The 16,631-nt window shown below is 39.0% G+C and carries 16 protein-coding genes; 9 read left to right on the top strand and 7 right to left on the bottom strand.

All coding sequences use genetic code 11. The annotated features are described in order from the left end of the window. The first annotated feature begins 84 nt into the window (after positions 1-84). Positions 85-354, top strand: coding sequence for a PspC domain-containing protein (locus tag J2Y37_RS04745; RefSeq protein ID WP_004673066.1), 270 nt, complete (start codon positions 85-87; stop codon positions 352-354). Positions 355-425: 71 nt separating this feature from the next. On the opposite strand, the gene J2Y37_RS04750 is transcribed toward J2Y37_RS04745, so the two are convergent. Continuing rightward, entirely contained in the window at positions 426-1,529 is a 1,104-nt protein-coding gene (locus J2Y37_RS04750) for an HPP family protein (RefSeq protein ID WP_349032043.1), read from the bottom strand. Positions 1,530-2,068: 539 nt separating this feature from the next. On the opposite strand from J2Y37_RS04750, the gene J2Y37_RS04755 reads away from it, so the two are divergent. Beyond that, entirely contained in the window at positions 2,069-3,448 is a 1,380-nt protein-coding gene (locus J2Y37_RS04755) for a DASS family sodium-coupled anion symporter (RefSeq protein ID WP_349032191.1), read from the top strand. 84 nt (positions 3,449-3,532) lie between these two features. Here J2Y37_RS04755 and J2Y37_RS04760 read toward each other — a convergent pair whose 3' ends face one another. From J2Y37_RS04760 to J2Y37_RS04770, 3 genes are all read right to left on the bottom strand, one after another. Further along, a complete protein-coding gene (locus tag J2Y37_RS04760; protein WP_349032044.1) occupies positions 3,533-4,804 on the bottom strand; it encodes a hypothetical protein in 1,272 nt (423 codons plus the stop codon). Between the two features lie 156 nt (positions 4,805-4,960). Continuing rightward, complete coding sequence (locus tag J2Y37_RS04765; RefSeq protein ID WP_349032045.1) at positions 4,961-5,758, bottom strand: TIGR03915 family putative DNA repair protein; 798 nt, start codon at positions 5,756-5,758, stop codon at positions 4,961-4,963. Next, positions 5,758-7,020, bottom strand: coding sequence for a putative DNA modification/repair radical SAM protein (locus tag J2Y37_RS04770; protein ID WP_349032046.1), 1,263 nt, complete (start codon positions 7,018-7,020; stop codon positions 5,758-5,760). Before J2Y37_RS04770 ends, J2Y37_RS04765 begins: the two co-directional genes overlap by 1 nt. Positions 7,021-7,184: 164 nt before the next feature. Here J2Y37_RS04770 and J2Y37_RS04775 point away from each other — a divergent pair, with 164 nt between their 5' ends. Continuing rightward, positions 7,185-7,676 (top strand): hypothetical protein, encoded by a 492-nt coding sequence (locus J2Y37_RS04775; RefSeq protein WP_349032047.1) that lies wholly within the window; start codon positions 7,185-7,187, stop codon positions 7,674-7,676. A 42-nt stretch (positions 7,677-7,718) separates the two neighbouring features. Here J2Y37_RS04775 and J2Y37_RS04780 read toward each other — a convergent pair whose 3' ends face one another. After that, complete coding sequence (locus J2Y37_RS04780) at positions 7,719-8,186, bottom strand: hypothetical protein (RefSeq protein WP_349032048.1); 468 nt, start codon at positions 8,184-8,186, stop codon at positions 7,719-7,721. A 119-nt stretch (positions 8,187-8,305) separates the two neighbouring features. Here J2Y37_RS04780 and glyQ point away from each other — a divergent pair, with 119 nt between their 5' ends. The 5 genes from glyQ to J2Y37_RS04805 all read left to right on the top strand — a co-directional run bounded on the left by glyQ (position 8,306) and on the right by J2Y37_RS04805 (position 13,531). Further along, positions 8,306-9,295, top strand: a complete 990-nt coding sequence (gene glyQ / locus J2Y37_RS04785; RefSeq protein WP_349032049.1) for a glycine--tRNA ligase subunit alpha — start codon at positions 8,306-8,308, stop codon at positions 9,293-9,295. Further along, positions 9,295-11,364: a glycine--tRNA ligase subunit beta gene (gene glyS / locus J2Y37_RS04790; RefSeq protein ID WP_349032050.1), complete on the top strand. Its 2,070-nt coding sequence runs from the start codon at positions 9,295-9,297 to the stop codon at positions 11,362-11,364. The genes glyQ and glyS overlap by 1 nt, the downstream gene beginning before the upstream one ends. A gap of 68 nt (positions 11,365-11,432) precedes the next feature. Beyond that, positions 11,433-12,527, top strand: coding sequence for a hypothetical protein (locus J2Y37_RS04795; RefSeq protein WP_349032051.1), 1,095 nt, complete (start codon positions 11,433-11,435; stop codon positions 12,525-12,527). Between the two features lie 98 nt (positions 12,528-12,625). Next, positions 12,626-13,048 carry a hypothetical protein gene (locus tag J2Y37_RS04800; protein WP_349032052.1) on the top strand — a complete coding sequence of 141 codons (423 nt, stop codon included), beginning with the start codon at positions 12,626-12,628 and terminating at the stop codon, positions 13,046-13,048. 36 nt (positions 13,049-13,084) lie between these two features. Beyond that, the gene (locus tag J2Y37_RS04805; protein WP_349032053.1) at positions 13,085-13,531 is read left to right on the top strand and encodes a hypothetical protein; all 447 of its coding nucleotides are present in this window, start codon (positions 13,085-13,087) and stop codon (positions 13,529-13,531) included. 104 nt (positions 13,532-13,635) lie between these two features. On the opposite strand, the gene J2Y37_RS04810 is transcribed toward J2Y37_RS04805, so the two are convergent. Both J2Y37_RS04810 and J2Y37_RS04815 read right to left on the bottom strand, forming a co-directional pair. Next, on the bottom strand, positions 13,636-14,982 hold the full coding sequence (locus J2Y37_RS04810) for a S8 family serine peptidase (protein ID WP_349032054.1): 1,347 nt from the start codon (positions 14,980-14,982) through the stop codon (positions 13,636-13,638). A 72-nt stretch (positions 14,983-15,054) separates the two neighbouring features. Then, complete coding sequence (locus J2Y37_RS04815; protein WP_004673097.1) at positions 15,055-15,363, bottom strand: hypothetical protein; 309 nt, start codon at positions 15,361-15,363, stop codon at positions 15,055-15,057. Positions 15,364-15,950: 587 nt separating this feature from the next. Here J2Y37_RS04815 and J2Y37_RS04820 point away from each other — a divergent pair. Further along, positions 15,951-16,625 carry a hypothetical protein gene (locus J2Y37_RS04820; RefSeq protein ID WP_349032055.1) on the top strand — a complete coding sequence of 225 codons (675 nt, stop codon included), beginning with the start codon at positions 15,951-15,953 and terminating at the stop codon, positions 16,623-16,625. Positions 16,626-16,631: the final 6 nt, after the last annotated feature.

The raw sequence follows: 16,631 nt of genomic DNA on the forward strand, positions 1-16,631 counted from the left end.
GCCCCTATTTCTTAATAAACAGCAATCAACAGATTGAATATCTCTTTTATGCTGTCATTTCATTACGTTAAGGAGAAGAATTCGATGACCAATACTGGTTTATATCGCTCAAACCAAAAAAGCATGATCGCAGGTGTAATGGGCGGTATTGCTGAACGTTTTGGTTGGAACGCAAATTTATTACGCTTGATCTTTGTTGTGATCTCAATCCTCAGTGCCGCTTTTCCCGGTATTTTAGTGTATTTGATTTTATGGTTGGTCATTCCCAAGAGACAAACAGCATCTATAGAGCATGTACAACATTATCAGCAGCCTGTAAAAACAATTTATGATGATCAGAGTATGAAACGTTAATTCACTTTGCCACTTTTGGTCGCTACGGTTGGATACACCCCAAATACAACCGTAGCTTTTTTTTATTGAAATTAAGGTAATGGTCGACCTAACTGTTGTTGCAAAGCAGCAATCATATCAGCACGACTGATCATTCCGATCAAACGTTGATTCTCAACCACTGGGATATAATTAAAAGACTTCTCCACAAAATAAGGTATGAGGTCTTGAATCGGTTGTAGTGGTTCAACGGTCACTACTCTACGACTCATAATTTGCCGAACATAGTGCTGCCAAGAATTCCTTGGATCAGTCGCACTTTTAAACCACTCAACCACTTCATATAAAGCCAGTGTTCCGACAAGTCTTTCCTCATGATTAACCACAGGCAAGCTCATTATATTGACCGCTTTGAACTTATCTAATGCCTGATGAATATCATCATCCTCATGCAGCGTGATCACATCCCGACTCATAATATCTTGGCAAACGAAGCTATTTTGCAAACGCCCATGTGCTCGTTGTTGCGCATCTAAAATGATTTTTTCTAAGTCGTATTGACTAATATCGAGTAATTCGGTGTGGTGCTCTAAAGCATATTCAATATCTTTGGGCTGAATTGACACTTTCTGCGTCGGTGTGGGGTCTTTGCTGCGTGCATTGACATGTGCTGTTATTGGATAATGTCGCCCAATTAAACGATTAAAAAACACTGCAAACAACAACAGTAAAATTGAATTTAATAAGACAGGATAAAGCACAAAGTAGAAGCCAAGACGATGAATCGCATCGCCTCCCAAAACAGCCGTGATCGCCACCGCCCCACTTGGCGGATGCAAAGAATCTGTCGTCATCATCACAAAAATCGCCAGACCCACTGCCACGCTAAATGCCGTGGTTAAATCTGGCAACCATTGCACACAAACAACGCCGATCACCCCAGACAACGTATTGCCGATAATTACATTCCAAGGTTGCGCCAAAGGACTGTTTGGTAGAGCAAAAAGTAGTACCGAGGATGCACCCATCGGTGCGATATACCATGCATTCATCCCACCCAGTACATACCAACTCAGTAATGACGACACGGCCAAACCACATAATGCGCCAAAGCCTGAAAGCAAACGCTCTTTCAGCGGAAGGATTTTATAATTAGGTTTAAGAAAATTTAGCCAATCAGATTGAGTAAAGCTCACAATGCACCTTGCTGGAATCATGTCGAGTTTGATGGGTTGCGGCAGTATACACTTAAGCTTTTATAAGATACATTTTGGTTACATGTTAAAACATCAGACAGTGTACTTCTCTAAAATCGACAGCGTCCTCCTAAAAATAAATCTCTTCGAATTAGACCAAAGCCTAATGTACTTAGACCCAAAAACTTATTATGTAAAGTTGAGAAAAATTCCTATTTATAATAAAAATAAATATCACATAGATTTTTATCAAAAAACTAAATACCACTTACAGCTCAAATACCATAAAATTCAAACGTTCAAAAACTGGGCAGGAATGCACTCCAGACTTTGTCTACCTACTTTCAGCCTTACTTGGATGTATACATGGGCAATGAGTACACGGATTTAAAAAAAATTTACATGGATGATAGAAGTTAGCATTTACTATTGATTCGCTAAAAATATGGTTACTCTGTCACGTGAAATTGAGTGATAGATAACAGCACAAATAAGGATATTGTATGAATGTTCCTCACCTAGAAACACCAACCAATGCGATGCCGAAAGGCGTATTGCGCGGTTGGATTATCATTGCAATTGCAGCCTTGCTGTCATTCGGTCTATATGAAATTCTCCCCTATGATCAAAATGCCAACAAAGGCCTAAGTTTATTATTCTTTATTGGCACTTTATGGCTGACTGAAGCGATCCACATCACCATTACCGCACTCTTGGTTCCAGTTCTCGCTGTATTGATCGGTATGCCAATGATTGATACCAATGATGAAGTCAGTCCGCTTACGACCATCAAAGCTCTTAGTACTTTCGCTGACCCCATTATTTTCCTATTCTTTGGTGGTTTTGCTCTAGCTGCGGCATTACATGTGCAAAAGCTGGATCGAAAGATCGCCATGTGGGTGATTGCCTTGTCTCGAGGACATTTGGGGCTAGCGGTACTAGCAATCTGTATCGTCACTGCATTTTTATCGATGTGGATCTCCAATACCGCAACGGCGGCGATGATGCTGCCACTTGCATTGGGATTACTTTCTCACTTTGATGCGGCCAAAGAACGCAAAACCTTTGTCTTCATTTTGCTTGGTATTGCCTATTCAGCCAATATTGGTGGTTTAGGCACGCTGGTCGGCTCACCACCGAATGCCATTGCAGCCAAAGCGCTAGGCTATGACTTCGCTGACTGGATGAAAATCGGCTTACCGATGATGTTGCTTCTTTTCCCTGCAATGTTGGTCAGCTTATATCTGGTTTTACGTCCTAAATTAAACCATCGTGTTGAATTCAAAGCTGAAATGATTCCTTGGAATCGAGATCGGATGCTGACCATGTCACTGTTTGTCGTGACTGCCTTAGGTTGGATTTTCAGTAAAAATATAAGTGAACAATTTGGAATTAGCCAACCAGATACGTGGGTAGCCATTGCCGCTGCATGTATGGTGGTAATCTTAGGCATCGCGACATGGAAAGATATCTCGGATAACACCGATTGGGGTGTACTCATGCTATTCGGTGGTGGTCTATCATTAAGCGCCGTTTTAAATGACTCAGGCTCCTCGTTAGTCCTTGGACAAACCCTTGCCAACGCCTTTGGTGGTGCATCGCCATTCTTGGTCATTGTTGTTGTAGCTGCGTTTATTATTTTCTTAACAGAGCTCACCAGCAATACCGCTTCTGCCGCGCTTCTGGTTCCAGTCTTTGCTGCAATTGCCGCGCAAATGGGGCTTCCAAAAGAAATCCTTGTACTAGTGATTGGTCTCGGAGCATCGTGTGCCTTTATGCTCCCTGTGGCAACACCACCAAATGCAATTGTATTTGGTACTGGGCATATTCAACAACGTGAAATGATGAAAGTTGGTTTCATTCTGAATGTATTATGTATTGCCGTGATTTCAATCTTCTTTTACTTATTCTTTCTTTAAATAAGTCCTAAGTTATTGCATTGATTTTCAAACTTATCCGCAAAAAAATAGCCCATTTACTGGGCTATTTTTTTAATCTAAACATTAAGATGCTTTAGCGACACCTAACCACGTAAAGGTATTCGGTACATCATTTAACTGAATGCTTTGTTTGATTTTTAAGTTCTTCAAATCAAGTTCAACAATCGTTTTGGCTTGAGTATCGTTGATAAAAATCGTGTCTGAAGCAGCATTGACCACTAAACGACTTTTAGCAAGTTCAGTACCAATAACATTGTTAATCGCCTGAAGTTGACCTAATCGTTGCCAAGTTTGCGTATCAATCACATGCACCGCCCCCATACTATCCAAAATAGCCAAATAGCGTCCTGTCGCATCAAATGCTTGTTGTAAGCGTTTAACTGCAGTTGAACCATCAAGCTCTTTCGCACCGAAAGACCAGTCTAAACTGATGGCATTCAACTGTTGTGGATCTACAATAAACAAATCATTTGTACCTGATGCAAAAGCGGCAAATTGATTAATTTTTTCATGCCCAGCCAAAGTCGAAATACGTTGATCAATCAGGACTTTTTTATCGACAAATGTGTCTTTCTTCTGTTCAACCACCAACACCCCATCTTCACAACCAAAAGCAGCGTAGTTCGCTATCGATGCTGCCCCATGTAGACGGTTGCATGGATTTGCTAAGGTTTGTTCTTCATGGAAATGATCGCCATGAATATGATAGCTTTTTATAATACTGAGTGCTGTTGCATCAGTCGGTAAATAAGTACTGAGAACATATTCACCGCGTGGCTCAGCCACGCCATGATGTTTTTTCGGTAGCTTTTGCGTCGCAATACTTTGCTGAGCAATCATTGCATCATTAAACACATCAAACTTAGACACTTCCGTATCACTGCCATCATAGAACAATGCCGCCGTACCATTGAAACTACGATAATGAGCAGGCGTTGCACCATTCAATTGGAACGTTAAGATATTTGGAGCATTAACCTTAAGTTGATTGCTTTGACTAAAGACACCGCCATCAGCAAATTGAACCACACCATCATTACGACTAACCATGACCGCATAACGTGATTGCGGGCTGCTGTACATCGCTGAAGGCGTATAGTTTAACGCTTTACTATCAATTAATTTCTGATCTTTTAGATCATAAACTGAGAGCATTGGACGATCTGCATCGGCATTAGCAATCGCCAAACGACCTTCATATGTTTGCGTCGTCGGTTGTTCTGGTTTTGGAGTGTTTGATGATGAACTCGATGAATCACCACTGCCCCCACATGCGGATAACAACACACTACTGAATAACGCACTCAGCAGATAAGCTTGTTTTAACTTATTCACACTCATTTCCCCTGTTGGACTGATTTATACTAATTTTGAAACGTTATAACATAACATCAATACAAAATTAATCATTTCCTGCATTTTTCCAACAGTAAAAATCGTATAGAGAAACAATTTTCACTTAAGAATATGTATTATTTGGAGAAATTATTTTTAGATGATTTTTTCATTTAAGTAGCGCCAATAGCGTTTTGGCAAGTATTGAACATGAAGTTTAATGTTTTGACGCTCCTTGATATTGATACTATTAAAATAATCTTTCCAAAGCTGATCATATAATTCTTCTTGTTGATCTAATTCTAATTGGAAGTTCTGACTCGCCCCATTTTCGATATTACGGTCAATCTGATGGGCTTCTAAAGAGACTTCATGGATCTCGCGTAAATCATAATAAAGACCATACTTACGTTGCTCATCATAAATCAGCCAGCGCTGGTCTTGATAACGACGCTTAAAATGCGGCTGAATCAGTGGCAACACATTAAAATCAGGACGAATTAAACTGATAAACAATTCATCTGTGGTTTTTTTAAAGCGAATGAATGCCTCCATCCGATGTTTTTCGCGCCCCACCTTTTTCGCCCATTGTGAAATCGCTAAAACGCTGGGATGTGAATAATTTTTCTCGACTGAATGTTGATGTCGAAAAACATAGACACAGTAATTAAATAAATGCTGAAAGGCATCTAACGATTCGGATAAATATGCAAAATAGAACTGTCTTAACGATGACTTTGACAGGCGTTGTTGTAATGCAGACCAAACACGTTGCGCATGCTGTTCATCATTTGGAATCTCAACCACAGTGGCAAATAATCCATGCTGCGCGCCTTCATTTAAACAGAGTTGAACTTGGAATTCTTTAAATTGAAAAGCACGAAAGATGCAATTGAGTAAGCCCACCATTGAACCATCAAAGTAATAATAAGCAATACCATCACTTAACATCATTAGAAACCTAAACTCAGTTGAGGTGAAAGTTGTTTGACATACTTAGATGAGCCTTGAGTCAGAATTTGTTGACGGATGTAATGAGAAGAAAGTTCTTTTTGGAAGCGTGGACTATCTTCACAACGAATAAAAAACTTAGCTCTTGAATATGCCACACCAAGCTGTTTTAGCAGATCGCTATGCACCCTACCAAATCGACGGGCTTGCACGATTTTCTTGGCTGACTTCACCCCGATGCCCGGTACACGTAAAATCATACGGTAATCTGCACGATTTAGATCGACAGGAAACTGCTCAGGATGTCGTAGTGCCCAACTTAGTTTTGGGTCAACATCTAGATCAAGATGAGGGTGTTTTTCATTGACGATTTCATCGACTTCAAAACCGTAAAAACGCATCAGCCAATCACTCTGATAGAGTCGATTTTCACGTAACAATGGCGGTGCAGAACCTACCGCAGGCAAGTAATTATTTTCAGTATTAATTGGGATATAGCCTGAGAAATAGACTCGTTTGAGTTTAAATTCCTTGTAGTGTCGATCTGCCATCACCAGTACATCTTGATCGGTTTCTTGATGTGCGCCAACCACCATTTGTGTGGTCTGCCCTGCGGGAACATATTTTGGCACATGCTTAATGATTTGACGTTCATCTTTGAGTTGAATCAGTCGATCTCGCACTAAGCCTAAGTCTTTTTGTACTTCTTGATGTGATTTTTCAGGGGCAAAAGTTTTTAATCCGACCTCAGTTGGCATTTCCAAATTAATGCTCATCCGATCTGCATAAAGCCCTGCTTCATGAATCAGCTCAGGTGATGCTCCTGGAATAGTTTTAAGATGAATATAGCCATTAAAGTTTTCTTCGAGACGCAGTTTTTTGACCACTTGAAGCATTCGTTCCATGGTGTGATCTGCGGATTTGAAAATGCCTGAACTCAGAAAAAGCCCTTCAATATAATTCCGACGATAGAAATTAATGGTCAGGTCAACCACTTCCTGTACGGTAAAGGCAGCGCGTTTGACATCATTGGAACGGCGTGACACGCAATAGGCACAATCAAAAATACAGACATTACTAAACAAGATTTTCAGCAGCGAAACACAACGACCATCTTCGGTATAGCTATGACAAATCCCTGAGCGACTGGCATCACCTAGCCCCTTATCTTTATTTTTACGGTCACTACCACTGGATGAACAGGACACATCATATTTGGCTGCGTCCGCAAGAATTTGCAATTTTTCACGAATGCGATCAGACATATCAAACGACCTGATGAGAACAGAGAATATCGTTTAAAAATTAGCACTTCCAAGTTGTGAAATTAAGAGCATGGGAGATGCAATGCGTCATGAGGTGACGTATAGTTGATTACTTAAATATTAGCGATAACCAAATTTCCCAATCCTTTCATTTAGATAAAACAATGATCCTAAATTTTTATAAATTACTTACCCAACGGCTTGATGTCAGTAAAGATCAAATTTGGCGCTGTTTGATTCAAACCCCTCTCTATGCTGGTATTCCAATATTTTTTATATTGTCCGCTTTTTTCGCACCTAATGATTACTTCTCTATAGAAATATTTACAGTATTCTATGAAATGTTTCTTGCCACACTCTGTATTGCATTGATCTACTTCATCTTGGTTTTCCTTCCAACCTATTTAGTTCAAGTTTTATTGAAAAAATATAAAGTCCTCAATTTCTTTTCGATTATTGCGTATGCAGTCTTATTTACCGCGATTGTCCCTAGCCTGATTATGATTTTAAATACTGCTCAGATTAATATTATCCCATTCGGTTTTTTTCTTATTTTCTGTTTATTCTCCCTCACATTTGCACTGACCAACTGGATTTTATTACTCAGAACTGTAAATAAAGCAAAAGCTTCTTCAAAGCTGAAATTCCCTGATTAGCACCTCAAAGCTGGTTGCAAAGTTAAGTTCATGCTTACTTCTTTATTTCATCGAATAAAAAGTGAGTACATTCTCATGATGGACTTCTAAGCGCCAACTACGAGTATGATCAATAACGTCTAAGTTCACTCCTACAGACCAACTAAAAATATCCCAATGCCTTACAAAAACCTTCCATTTGGTTTTGATGACATGCTCGTCATAAAGCATATAAATATTTTGATCAAAAGGAATCTTGCATTGAAACAACCATTCTCGAACTTTGGCAATTTCAATATCAGAATTCCAACTTTCAGAAATATCTAACGCAACTTCATATACGAATGACTTAGGAATCTCTTTAGATATAAGGCGAATAAATTCAGTCGCTTCAAACCCTTTTAGGAAACATGTCCGTTTGGATAAGTATGTCTCTAACGCCGATTCATCGATGAGGAAAAATAAACCAGATGGCAATTCAGCATAGTTTTCCCAACGTTGGAACTTACTTTCATAATCTGTCAGATACATGATTTGCTTTAATTTTGGTCTAGATGAAAAACATTATAACTTGAGCTATAACCTTTGCCACTACTCCGCAAAATCCTTATACTTAACCACAATTTTTGTTTGATTCCAGTGGATGCACCATGAGTCGTGCTATATCGCATATTGATACATTTCAGGGCTTAATTCTTGCCCTACAAAACTATTGGGCGGAGCAAGGCTGCGTCATATTACAACCATATGATATGGAAATGGGTGCAGGGACATTCCACACTGCAACCTTCTTACGTGCATTAGGGCCAGAAACTTGGAACGCGGCTTATGTCCAACCATCACGTCGTCCGAAAGACGGTCGTTATGGTGAAAACCCTAACCGTTTACAACACTACTATCAGTTCCAAGTGGTATTAAAGCCAAACCCAGATAACATCCAACAGCTTTATCTCGACTCTTTAAAAGCGATCGGCATCGATACCCTGACGCACGATATTCGTTTCGTGGAAGACAACTGGGAATCTCCGACTCTTGGTGCTTGGGGCTTAGGTTGGGAGGTTTGGTTGAATGGTATGGAAGTGACTCAGTTCACTTACTTCCAACAAGTTGGTGGCGTTGAATGCTACCCTGTGACTGGTGAAATCACTTACGGTTTAGAACGTCTAGCGATGTACCTACAGGGTGTAGACTCAGTTTATGATCTTGTTTGGACCAAAGGTCAATTCGGTACAGTGACATACGGCGATGTATTCCATCAAAACGAAGTTGAGCAATCAACCTATAACTTTGAATATGCCAACGTTGAAAAAATGTTTGAATTATTCGATTTCTATGAAGCCGAAGCAACTCGCTTAATGGAAGCTGAGCTACCATTACCTGCCTATGAACAAGTGATTAAAGCATCACACAGCTTTAACTTACTCGACGCACGTGGTGCGATTTCTGTGACTGAACGTCAGCGTTATATCTTACGTGTGCGTACTTTGGCGCGTTCTATTGCACAAAGTTATGTGGCTGCTCGTGCGAAACTCGGTTTCCCTATGGCAGAACCACATTTACGTGATGAAGTATTAGCTCAGTTAAAAGCACAAGTTGAATCAGAAGCAGCCCAAGCTGAAAAAGCGAAGGAGAATAAATAATGACAAAGCATACTGTTTTATTCGAACTTGGCTGTGAAGAACTTCCACCAAAAAGCTTAAAAACTCTACGTGATGCTTTAAAAGCTGAAACGGAAAAAGGTTTAAAGGATGCGGGCTTAAACTTTGCATCAATCGAAGCTTATGCTGCACCTCGTCGTTTGGCATTAAAAATTGTTGATATCGATGCTGCTCAAGCAGACACACAAAAACGTTTTGACGGTCCTGCCGTACAAGCTGCTTATGATGCTGAAGGCAAACCAACCAAAGCACTCGAAGGCTTTATGCGTGGTCAAGGCATTACAGTTGATCAGCTTTCTACTTTCCAAGCAGGTAAAGTTGAAAAAGTTTGCTTCTTAAAAGATGTAAAAGGTCAAAGCCTTGATGCTTTACTGCCACAGATTTTACAGACTGCACTGGATAACTTGCCAATCGCAAAACGTATGCGTTCAGCGGCAAGCCGTACTGAATTTGTACGTCCAGTGAAATGGGTCGTGTTGCTGAAAGATGATCAAGTGGTTGAAGCAACCATTCAAGATCATAAAGCGGGTAACGTGACTTATGGTCATCGTTTCCATGCTCCTGAAGCGGTGACTTTGGCGCATGCCAACGATTACTTAGCGACTTTAGAAAAAGCTTATGTAGTAGCAGACTTTGAAAAGCGTCAAGCGACCATTCAAGAACAAGTGAAAAAATTGGCGGATGATGTCAACTCGACTGCAATTGTTCCTGCAAACTTGCTTGATGAAGTGACAAGTTTGGTTGAATGGCCAGTCGCATTACGTGCGACTTTTGAAGAACGCTATTTAGCCGTTCCTCAAGAAGCTTTGATTACCACCATGCAGGACAACCAAAAGTATTTCTGTTTGATCAATGCTGAAGGTAAATTACAGCCTTACTTCATCACTATTTCAAATATTGAGTCGAAAGATCCGATTCAAATTATTGAAGGCAATGAGAAAGTTGTACGCCCGCGTTTGTCTGATGCTGAATTCTTCTTCTTACAAGACCAAAAGCAACCGCTTGCAAGTCGTAAAGAAAAATTAGCCAATATGGTTTTCCAAGCTCAATTGGGTACGCTTTGGAATAAATCAGAACGTATTGCAAAATTGGCTGTAGCGTTATCATCAATCACAGGTGCGAATGTTATTGATGCTGAGAAAGCCGCTTTACTTGCGAAATGCGACTTAACCTCTGAGCTTGTTGGTGAATTCCCTGAACTTCAAGGTATTGCAGGGACTTACTATGCCCGTCTTGAAGGTGAAAACACCGAAGTTTCAGAAGCGCTAGGTGAACAATATTTACCTAAGTTTGCAGGTGATGTATTACCGCAAACCAAAACTGGTACAACCATTGCCCTTGCTGATCGTTTAGATACGCTTGTTGGTATTTTTGGGATTGGGCAAGCGCCTACAGGTTCTAAAGACCCGTTTGCATTGCGTCGTTCTGCGATTGGTATCTTGCGTTTAGTGATTGAAAATGAACTTGATGTAACGATCGAAGAGTTGGTTAATTTTGCACTGCAAGGTTATGGCGACATTGTTAAAGATCATGATAAGACGCGTGCTGATGCCGTTGCTTTCCTTGAAGGTCGTTATCGTGCCAAGTATGAAGATCAAGGCGTTGCGGTTGATGTACTGCAATCAGTTCAAGCACTTGCACCAAAATCGCCACTTGATTTTGATAAGCGTGTGAATGCCGTCAATCACTTCCGTACTTTACCTGAAGCGGCTGCTTTAGCTGCTGCAAACAAACGTGTTGCCAATATTCTTGCCAAAGAAGCGACGCCAGAAGGTGCTGTGGTTGAAGCCAATCTCGTTGAAGCGGCTGAAAAAGCACTTTATGCGGAATTATCTGCTTTAACACCAGTGGTTCAGCCTTTGCTTGATGCACGTAACTATACTGAAGCGTTGTCTAAGCTTGCTGCCCTTCGTGCGCCTATTGATGCTTTCTTTGAAGGCGTGATGGTGATGGCAGATGATGCTGAACTAAAAGCTAACCGTTTACGTTTATTGGCTCAGTTGCGTGATTTATTCACAGCGATTGCAGATGTGAGTGTATTGCAGGGTTAAGTATTTAATATATTGATTTAGCAAGAAAACCGTTATAAATTAACGGTTTTCTTTAACTCACATAAAATATGAATATTCAAACACAAAATAATGAAGTGTCAACCTTAGTTACATTTGATACTGAAACTGTTTCCAAAATCATTTTAGAGTTTTTAGGTAACAAAGAAAGTTTAAAATATACAAGCCTTGGAAAAACATTTACCATTCGTTTAAATGATTTAGAACAATTCCATAGATTACTTGAACAGAAACTAGAACATCAAAAAGATATTTTTGCTATCCACTTATCTATTGATATAGGCTTTCAAAATGATATCCATAGAACAATTAATGGTATTGAGTCTTTATTAAAATTCAATGATATTTCTAATTTAGAAATAGAGACAATTACTTTAACATGGAAAGTTATAAATAAGTTCACTAAAAATAAATCTATAGAAACACAAAATATTGAGCTAAGTTTTTTAACAAAAAATGATGAAGCAATTCTTAATATCACTCACACAAATCAAGCTTGGGCCATTGAAATTCAAAATCTATTTCTAACCAAAATAAACGAAATATGTAAAGAAGATAGTTTACTAATCAAAACCTATAAAAAGTTCAATAGTTATGAGAAGAACTTTATACTAATAATTTCACTTATGTTTTTAACTTTGATGATTTTTTTTACTAGTCAAATAGATACAAACAATCCTAGAGCTCAAGATATTGCCTTATCAAATGCAATTTTAGAAAACTTTAAAAGAAACTCAAACAAAGATGAATTAATTATATCTTTAGCTTTGGGTAACAATTTTAAAAGCGATCAGCTTTCTAAAATAATATATGAGAATGGTATCTTAGAAAAAGAGTCAGAACTAAATATTGAAAAAGCAATTCATGAAACACCTCAAAAGTCAGCAAGATTTATTTTCATTTCCTCTATTGGCTTAGGTTTTTTAATTTTTCTTTTTCCACTTATCACATCTCGATACATTAAATATGCTTTATCAAGATTACAAACTCCATCTTTCATTATTCTCACAAATTATTTAGAGACTCAATTCCAAAATAAATTTGATAAAGTTAATAATTGGAATTTTTATAGTATAAGTTTATTATTTTATGGAGTTATTTCAAGTCTTGTAGCAGCTTTTGTATGGAAGTTGTTTCAGCTCTAATTTCTTTTTCTTTTTTTGTATCATCCCCACTCTTTTCTTCTACCGAGCGATAAGATATAAAACTCTATTGCAATAATATCGCTCAAAGGAAAGAAAAGATGATGAACAAAGTAAAAGTTTTATGTTTTGCCACTACACTGATTGCATCATCTTCACTCTGGGCAACGGATACAACCACGACACCAACAAATACATCGAGTGAAACCCAATCCAATGCTAAACCCTATGGAGACAATCCAAACTTAGCGCGTGTTTTGCTCTATAAAGCAGGCAAAGGCATGCAGAACCTAGGTGATTCGATTCAAGGTGCATCTGAAAACACATCACAAAAAATCGGTGAAAAATGGAAAAGTACCAAAGAATATAGTGCTGAACAGTCCGTCATTGTTCAAGAACAAACTGAGAAAGCAAAAACGTATACTGCAAAGAAATGGCAAGACACCAAAGATGCTGTAGTGGGTACAAATGATGGAAATGTACCAATTGAGCGCGGCGATCTAAGCTCGCCATCATCCAATTAATACGATTAAATAGAACTTATAGGAATGCATCAAATAATGATTAACAAGCCATTCAAAATAACCCTATTGACCATAGCAAGCAGTATTGGGTTCACTGCATGTTCGCTTACACCAACTCAAACCGTATTTCCCATCACCCAGTTGGAGCAAGTTGAGAATATTGATGCGCTACCTGATACAAAAACAAATATTGCAACGCTCAGCAAATATAAAGACCGTTGCGTGATCAAATTTACAGGCTACTTAGAAAGTGGTGAAAGTACCGAAACATGGACGTTTAGAAAAAACAAACTCAATCGCGCACTTTCGGAAACCTCACACTACGCGCTTAAAAGCCCGCTAAATAGCACAACTCAAAAACCTGAGTTAGATCCAAATACTCGTACTGTCACTATATTTGATATTCAAAACACTGACGTAAAAAACAACTTTAACAAGTTAAAAAGCCATTTTAGCCAAACTAATTTAGATCAATGTCACTAATCGTTCCTCAGCAATTAAAAAACTCGTTGTAGATATCTCTATCTGCAACGAGTTATGGCACTTTTAAACACGCTTTGGGTCAATTTAAACTATAAAAAATCAACTCAATTTGATGATAAGCCACTGCCCGCAGCCAACACATCAATACGTGGAAATACCAAGCCAGTTCGCGTATCAGTAACTGGTTTACCGGTTACTTTCAAACGATTGATGGTTTGATCAATGCTTTCAGTCGGACTGACACTATTGGCACGCAATAATGCAATCGCCCCTGCAACATGTGGTGCAGCTTGTGATGTCCCGCCCTGAGTTTCACCGCCAGCAGTAATCAATGCACCTGGTGCAAGTAAAGTGACCAATGAACCACCATTACTAAAGCAAGTCACTTTGTCCGCAGTCGTGGTCCGATCTGTACAATTACTCCATGCCATATTCCCCAGATTACTATCGTACACTGCCCCTACACGCACCGCACCCGCAACACAAGCAGGTGAAGATATCCCATCTGCAAATCCATCGTTACCCGAAGCAACTACAGGCGCAACACCTGCTGCTCGTGCATTGGCGAAAGCAGTGGCATAACTACTGTTTTGACATTCAGACGTATATTTCACCCCAGATACACCTAAACTCATGTTAATCGCTTTAATGTTATAAGCTTGAGCATTATTCACCGCCCAATTAATGCCTGCGAGGATATCGCTATCATAGGCAGTGCTCACCCATTGTCCTTGATATCTGACCTTTCTAAATGCATCGATGCCAATGATTTTGGTTTTAGTCGCAACTTTGGCGACAATCGCTGAAACATTACTGCCATGTCCATCATCATCTAAGCTGCCGTCATCAGGCGCACTGTCAAAGGAATGTACCACTCGACAAGTCGATGCAGGGGTATTGACTGCGGTACAGCCAAAGTCAGCATGTTTATAATTTACACCTGTATCAATCACCACCACACTAGATCCATCGCCTGTAAAGCCATTCGTTTCAGCTTGTGGTTGGTTAATTAAAGGGAGACTTTGCATCGTGGTCGGTGAATTTTTTCGGTTCGGGTAAACACCCTTCACTGACGGATCATTTAAAACCTTTGCTAATGTTTCACGATCTTGGATGCGATATAAACCTAAAGGCAGTCCATTAAACTCACGTAAAGTTTGAAAGCCTGATGCTTTGGCAAACTTATTTTTAAACTGTGTTTTGCCTTCAGCAATATAACTCCGCTTTTCAAGGCTTGGCGATATATGAGAAAAGTTCGTCTCATATTCAATCAGTAAATCATTAGATTCATTGCTCACCAAGGCATTTAGATCAATTTTTCCTTGGGCAACTTTGGCTACTGCGCTTGAACTCAACTGCTGCTTTAATTGAGTTGCATTTAAAGCTGCAGCAGAAGAACTTGTGCTGTATAAAGCACATAAACTTAGTAATAATAACGTTTTATTTTTCAATTTATATCTCCATTGTTCTCGGATAAAGAACATTTGAATCTCTAGTGGTCTTGGGTAAAGTCCACTAAACGATTAAAGCGTTTTAATTTCATTTGCAGGATCTTTTTCTGGATCTATCGGTTGAATCGCAGGATCACTTTTGGTGTTATAAAATTGCGCCTCTTCATTCGACTGTTCCGATTGATTCAATAAAGTTGTTGTTATTTCAGTGGTGCTGTTCTCCTCTTTGTTTAATGTTGTTGGAATAGCTTCAAGATATTCATCTTTCATCTGATGGATATACTGATCTTGGGAAGACGTTAAGGGATCGGATGGCTGGAAATAGAGCACGATCGCGCCCACTCCAATCAATAAAAGTAAAAATGCCGCGATCTTTTTCATTCATATGCTCCAATTTTTTTACTGTTTATCGCAAGGTTTTGTTTGAATCATCTAAAAGATAAGTTTTATTAAATTTAATATTCACGTTAATTTTAATGTTTTTCCAACATTCAAAATTGTACATAAAAATTCGTTATTGCGCTCAACTTTTAGACAGCTTTTTACCTCGACGTAGAATCATTTGAGAGATGTATGGTTTTCTATAAAGACAATTGAATTTAATGAAAAACCATAATAATTTTTCCACACTTTTAGACCAAGCAATAAAAATGCCACTTTTAATTTCGATGATTTGAACTTGATATTTGGCTCCCCCATTCATTCTTTAATTTCCTTAAAGAAGCGTATTTGGTTTTATTTTTATCTATTTAATCGTCAATTAACTTGTTTTTACTTATAATTAAAATTATATTTTTCACATATTTAGTTTCCTAATCTCTCTCCACAATTTATCTCTATAGTGTGTTTAAGCTGTAATCTACTTGTAAAGTTTTGCTGAAATCCATAGCTTTCTCCTTTTTGCTCGCTATGATGCAATTGCGTTTATGAAGTGCCCTGATATGGCACATCACTTAAGGAACCGCAATATGAAAAAAATGATCAAAACTGCTATCGTGACAACAAGTATTCTTGCTTCTGCATCTGTCTTTGCTCAAAACGTCGGCGCAAATGCAAGTGGCTCAGCCCAAGTTTCTGTTCAGTCAAACGGCTTAATTAAGGGCGTTACTGGTGCAGTTAAAAATACCGCACAAGGTGTTGGTCAAGCAGCACATCATGTTGGTCATACCGCTGTGAATACAGGTGTAAATGCCACTCAAAAAACCGTTGGTACGGCTGCGAATGTCGGCTCAAATGTTGTCCATAGCACAGGCACAGCGATTAAGAATTCTAAAGACTATGCAGTAGATAAAGCCGTTGATGGTAAAACATTTGCAGCAGATAAAACCGCACAAGTGGTACATAGCACGAGCACAGCTGTTAAAACTTCAAAAGACTATACGGTAGATAAAGCCGTTGATGGCAAGAACTTAGCGGCTGAAAAACGTGCAGAAGCAAAAAAACGTTATCAGGAACGTAAAGCTGAACCAAAATCAGTAGGTCTGAATACCCAAGCAGGCGTTCATGTTGGAAATTCATCTGTTCAAGCTCAAACAGGCTTAAATGCAGATAAAAAACAAGCGCAAGCTGGTGCAAATGTTGGTGTGAAAGTATTAGGTGTAAATGCCAATGTAAACAGCAACGCAAAAGTCGGCGCAAACTAAGCTCGA

This window comes from Acinetobacter sp. 3657 (genome assembly GCF_031456775.1).
GTDB lineage: Bacteria > Pseudomonadota > Gammaproteobacteria > Pseudomonadales > Moraxellaceae > Acinetobacter.

Bases quoted from the DNA above. Each gene is read 5' to 3' on its own strand.
- J2Y37_RS04765 (WP_349032045.1), bottom strand. From the start codon at position 5,758: ATGATGTTAAGTGATGGTATTGCTTATTATTACTTTGATGGTTCAATG.
- J2Y37_RS04795 (WP_349032051.1), top strand. From the start codon at position 11,433: ATGAATATTCAAACACAAAATAATGAAGTGTCAACCTTAGTTACATTT.
- glyS (WP_349032050.1), top strand. From the start codon at position 9,295: ATGACAAAGCATACTGTTTTATTCGAACTTGGCTGTGAAGAACTTCCA.
- J2Y37_RS04815 (WP_004673097.1), bottom strand. From the start codon at position 15,363: ATGAAAAAGATCGCGGCATTTTTACTTTTATTGATTGGAGTGGGCGCG.
- J2Y37_RS04775 (WP_349032047.1), top strand. From the start codon at position 7,185: ATGATCCTAAATTTTTATAAATTACTTACCCAACGGCTTGATGTCAGT.
- J2Y37_RS04755 (WP_349032191.1), top strand. From the start codon at position 2,069: ATGCCGAAAGGCGTATTGCGCGGTTGGATTATCATTGCAATTGCAGCC.
- J2Y37_RS04805 (WP_349032053.1), top strand. From the start codon at position 13,085: ATGATTAACAAGCCATTCAAAATAACCCTATTGACCATAGCAAGCAGT.
- J2Y37_RS04745 (WP_004673066.1), top strand. From the start codon at position 85: ATGACCAATACTGGTTTATATCGCTCAAACCAAAAAAGCATGATCGCA.
- J2Y37_RS04820 (WP_349032055.1), top strand. From the start codon at position 15,951: ATGAAAAAAATGATCAAAACTGCTATCGTGACAACAAGTATTCTTGCT.
- glyQ (WP_349032049.1), top strand. From the start codon at position 8,306: ATGAGTCGTGCTATATCGCATATTGATACATTTCAGGGCTTAATTCTT.
- J2Y37_RS04800 (WP_349032052.1), top strand. From the start codon at position 12,626: ATGATGAACAAAGTAAAAGTTTTATGTTTTGCCACTACACTGATTGCA.
- J2Y37_RS04780 (WP_349032048.1), bottom strand. From the start codon at position 8,186: ATGTATCTGACAGATTATGAAAGTAAGTTCCAACGTTGGGAAAACTAT.
- J2Y37_RS04770 (WP_349032046.1), bottom strand. From the start codon at position 7,020: ATGTCTGATCGCATTCGTGAAAAATTGCAAATTCTTGCGGACGCAGCC.